This window comes from Campylobacter concisus, assembly GCF_902460845.1.
In the GTDB taxonomy this organism is placed as follows: Bacteria; Campylobacterota; Campylobacteria; order Campylobacterales; family Campylobacteraceae; genus Campylobacter_A; species Campylobacter_A concisus_X.
The window spans coordinates 203997-208486 of sequence record NZ_CABPVS010000003.1; the positions used below are offsets into that span (position 1 = coordinate 203997).

Below are 4490 nucleotides of genomic sequence, written 5' to 3' on the forward strand. Positions count from 1 at the left end.
CTTAAATCATTTACGAAAAAAGGATGTTACTATGGCAGATAACCTAATCCCACCAAAAGAACGCATAAATATAGTTTATAAAACTAAGACAAATGACCAAGAGGCTGATGTAGAGCTTCCATTAAAACTTATGGTAGTTGCAAATTTAACTGGTGAAAACCAAACTCCACTTGAAGATCGTGAAGTGATTTCTATCAATAAAATAAATTTTGATCAGGTTATGAAAAGCTTAGATATTCATACAAATTTCTCTGTAAAAAATAAGCTAAATTCTAACAATGAAGACTTAAATATTGACCTTGATTTTGAGAGCATCCATGATTTTAATCCAGATAATATTATAAATCAAATCCCTGAACTAAAAAAACTCTTACAGCTTAGAAAAGCTTTAGTTGCACTAAAAGGTCCTATGGGCAATATGCCTGATTTTAGAAAAGCGGTTTTAGAAGCTATAAAAGATGAAGATAGTAGAAAACAACTTCTTTTAGAGATTAAAGACGAACAAGATAAGGAATAAAAATGTCTGAAACTAAAGTTAAAACTCCTATCATTGAAAGCATAATGCAAAGGAGTAAATATTCAAAAGATGACGAGAGTTATAGTGTTGTAAAGCAAGGAGTTGCTGAGTTTATTTCAAACATAATAACAACAAATAATGCTGAAGATAAAATAAATAAGCTCGCACTTGATGAGATGATAGCTCACATTGATACCCTTTTATCTGCTCAAATGGATGAAATTTTACACAATAAATCTTTTCAAGAGCTAGAATCAACTTGGCGTGGAATTAGATTTTTGGTCGAGAGAACGAATTTTAATGAAAATGTAAAAATTGATCTTTTAGACGCCACAAAAGAAGAAATTTTAGATGATTTTGAAAACAACCTAGATATAACTCAAAGCACACTTTATAAACAAATTTATTCAGCCGAATATGGACAATTTGGTGGTGAACCAGTTGGTGCGATAGTGGCTGATTATGAGCTAGATAAATCAAATCAAGATATGACTTTTTTAAATAAAATGTCATCAATTGCTGCAATGAGCCATTCGCCACTTCTTACATCTCTTTCTGCTAAATTTTTCGGACTTGACAATTTTGGTGAGCTTGAAAATATAAAAGATCTAAAAAGCATGCTAGAAGGCCCACAATATACAAGATGGAGAACTTTTAGGGAAAATGAAGATGCAAAATACACAGGATGTATGGTAAATAGATTTCTTACAAGATCTCCTTATGTGCCAGAAGATAACCCTATAAAGAGCTTTAATTATAGAGAAACTGTAAATAATCACGATGATATGCTTTGGGGCAATGGAGCTTATGCGTTTGCTACAAGGCTTACAGATAGTTTTGCTGATTATAGATGGTGCGGCAATATCATTGGGCCAAAAGGTGGCGGTGCTGTAAAAGATCTTCCAACTTATACTTATGAAAATTATGGAAGCGTCCAAACAAAAATTCCAACCGAAGTTTTGATCACAGATAGAAGAGAATTTGAACTTTCAGAAAATGGATTTATCGCTCTTACTTTAAGAAGAGATAGCAATAACGCTGCATTTTTCTCAGCAAACTCTGCGTTAAAGCCTAAAATTTTCCCAAATACTCCAGAAGGTAAAGCTGCTGAGACAAATTTCAGACTCGGAACCCAACTACCTTATGTATTCTTAATCTCTCGTTTGGCTCATTATCTAAAAGTGCTTCAAAGAGAAGAGATAGGTACATGGAAAGAGCGTAGCGACGTTGAGCGCGGCTTAAATGAATGGCTAAGGCAATACATCTCGGATCAGGAAAACCCACCAGCAGATGTTAGAAGTAGAAGACCATTTAGAAGCGCAAAAGTAATTGTCAGTGATATAGCTGGCGAGCCTGGTTGGTATAAAATAGAGCTTTTGGCTAGACCTCACTTTAAATTTATGGGAGCAAATTTCGAGCTTTCTTTGGTCGGAAAACTAGACAAAGAGTAAGCTTACTATGTCGCTGATAGATAAAATTTTATATGAATTTAGTGATGAATCAAAGCTACGTCCATATTTTAAAGATCTAGACAGCGACATAAAAGATCACATTGATACCATTTTAAACTCTAGACTTGGTAACTACGGTCGATTAAATGATAGCATTATCGATCTTTGGTCTATGGGTGTTGAAATAAACGAGCTTGGTCATAAACTTGGCATGGCAATATATGAACTAATCAGCTCAAATGAGAATAGAATAGAAGTAACATCTATCGGATACGATGACTCACTAAAGCCTTGGCGTATCATCTTTAATATAAACTACAAGCATAAAAACGATAATTTCAAAGAGTATTTGCTAAAAGTTATTTTTAAAAACAATAGATATTGTGAGATTTTATAATGGATTATAATGAAAATAATCTAGCTTATTTTCAAAAAGAGATGGCATATCTTGATGAAACAAGAGCCCTTTTTATTAAAAATTTTCCAAAAGTAGCACCCTTTTTAGATACTAAAAGCAAAGATCCTGATGTTGAGAGCATAATAGAAAATATGGCTATTTTAACATCGAGGATCAGGCAAGAACTAGATGAAAATATCCCACTAATCGCTGAGTCTTTAGTAAATATATTAATGCCAAGCTATACAAATCCTTTTCCATCAGTTTGTATGCAAGAATTTACCTTAAGAGATGACTTCTCTGGGACAAAAGAATTTATACCAAAAGGAAGTATAGTTGAGTCAAAGCAGATCAATGGCATAACGTGTAAATTTCAAACAATCTTTGACATAAATTTGCTTCCCTTAAAGATAACAAAAGCTTTTATGTCAAACAATAAGAGTGATTATCTTCTAAATTTAAGTATAAGCGTTACAAAGAACGAGCTTAGCACTAAAGAACTTGATATAGACTTTTTAAATTTATATCTTGGAGATAATGTTTACTTCTCTTCTACGCTCTTAATGTGGCTAAAAAATTACTTGAAATTTATTACAATAAGTTTTGAAGATAGCGATCAAGAGATAAAGTTAAGCCCTGATAAACTTAGTTTAGATGAGTTTGACGAGCGTTTGATAAAGAGTGATGAGTTTGGATTTGAAGCATTTGAGCTTTTAAAAGAGCTATCATTTTTTCCTTCAAAGTTAAATTTTGTACGATTAAACGGTCTTAGTTTTCTTAAAAATTTTTCTACAAAAAGCTTTAATGTTAAATTCATATTTTCAAAAGATATGCCAAGTGGATATGTGCCAAGGCTAGAGTATTTCTCTCTTTTTGCTACGCCTGCAATAAATTTATTTGCAATGAGTGCCGAGCCTATTTTGAATAACAATAGGCGAAGCGAATATAGAATTTTTCTAGATCGCTCAAATATCGATGCTTACGAAATCGTTTCAATCAATAAGGTGGTCGCCCATAGTAGTAATAATGAAAAAAGGATATTAAAAAACTATAAAAGTTTTGAGAGATTTGAATTTTTAAATGATGAGCGAGCAAAAGATTATTATTTTGTCAGCAATAAAACAGATATAAAACTAAACTATTATAAAGAAATTTCCTTTTTTAAAAGCGACACTAAAGATCAAACCATTAGCATAGATACACTTTGTTGCAATGGTGATTTACCTTGCAAGCTAAAACTTGGCGAGATAGATAGAGTTTTGTCCCACCAAGGTGTAACAACTAAAAATTTAACCATTCCAACTAGTGTAAAGCGAGTAAAAATAGATGGAAATCTTCTTTGGAAACTAGTTAGTATCTTATCTTTTAGCTATCAAAGTATACTAGAGAAGGGCTCTTTTTTAGCACTTCTTAATACCTTTAGCACACCAGATGATGAGTTTTTTAAAAAAATTGCGAACTCGCTTTATGATATAAAAACAAAGCAAATTTATAGAGTTGATCAAGGCTTTGCAAAAAGAGGGTTGCTCTGCATATTTTATATAGATGAAAGTGAATTTGAGAGTATTGGAAATGTCTATGCTTTAGGTATAAATTTGGCTAAATTTTTATCAAAATTTGCTTCAATTAATTCATTTTGCGAGCTTAAAATAAAGTGTATAAAGAGCAAAATTTTGCTTAATTATGACTTTTTAAGTGGTACAAAAAAATTAATATGAACAAAGAACTAAATCAAGCTTCTTTTTTTAAATTAGTAAAGAACTGCCTAAAGCACCACGATAGAAGAGATATTTTTTTAAAAAATAGCCCAAGTTTTGCCTATCCGATTAATGAGCTTGAAAGCTTAAATAAAGAGGATGCAGTAAAAATTGTTGTAAATTTTATGGGTCTTTTGGGAAGTGGCTCGCATCTTACAAGCTATATTTTAGAAAAGATCTCAAAGAGTAGCGATAATAATTTTGAAAAATTTTTTGACTTTTTTGACAATTACTTGCTTTGGCTTTTCTTTGATAGCATTAGCCTAAAAAATTATGCAAGATCCTTTGAAAAAGAGCTTGACGATAAAATTTCAAAGATTTTATTGGATATATTAAACATAAACAATAAAAAATTAGCAAAAAAATTA

At 31.5% G+C, this 4490-nt stretch carries 5 protein-coding genes; all 5 read left to right on the top strand.

Features of this window, described 5'->3' with window-relative positions:
• The first annotated feature begins 31 nt into the window (after positions 1-31).
• Positions 32-517, top strand: a complete 486-nt coding sequence (tssB, locus tag F3H00_RS04125) for a type VI secretion system contractile sheath small subunit (RefSeq protein ID WP_054195918.1) — start codon at positions 32-34, stop codon at positions 515-517.
• A gap of 2 nt (positions 518-519) precedes the next feature.
• Positions 520-1968 (top strand): type VI secretion system contractile sheath large subunit, encoded by a 1449-nt coding sequence (gene tssC, locus F3H00_RS04130; RefSeq protein ID WP_054195919.1) that lies wholly within the window; start codon positions 520-522, stop codon positions 1966-1968.
• A 7-nt stretch (positions 1969-1975) separates the two neighbouring features.
• Positions 1976-2365: a GPW/gp25 family protein gene (locus F3H00_RS04135; protein WP_054195920.1), complete on the top strand. Its 390-nt coding sequence runs from the start codon at positions 1976-1978 to the stop codon at positions 2363-2365.
• Positions 2365-4083, top strand: a complete 1719-nt coding sequence (gene tssF, locus F3H00_RS04140; RefSeq protein ID WP_148800677.1) for a type VI secretion system baseplate subunit TssF — start codon at positions 2365-2367, stop codon at positions 4081-4083. The genes F3H00_RS04135 and tssF overlap by 1 nt, the downstream gene beginning before the upstream one ends.
• Positions 4080-4490, top strand: a 411-nt coding sequence (locus F3H00_RS04145; protein WP_149703762.1) for a type VI secretion system baseplate subunit TssG, incomplete at its 3' end; no start/stop codon positions are given. The genes tssF and F3H00_RS04145, both read left to right, overlap by 4 nt.

Bases quoted from the DNA above. Each gene is read 5' to 3' on its own strand.
- tssB (WP_054195918.1), top strand. From the start codon at position 32: ATGGCAGATAACCTAATCCCACCAAAAGAACGCATAAATATAGTTTAT.
- tssC (WP_054195919.1), top strand. From the start codon at position 520: ATGTCTGAAACTAAAGTTAAAACTCCTATCATTGAAAGCATAATGCAA.
- F3H00_RS04135 (WP_054195920.1), top strand. From the start codon at position 1,976: ATGTCGCTGATAGATAAAATTTTATATGAATTTAGTGATGAATCAAAG.
- tssF (WP_148800677.1), top strand. From the start codon at position 2,365: ATGGATTATAATGAAAATAATCTAGCTTATTTTCAAAAAGAGATGGCA.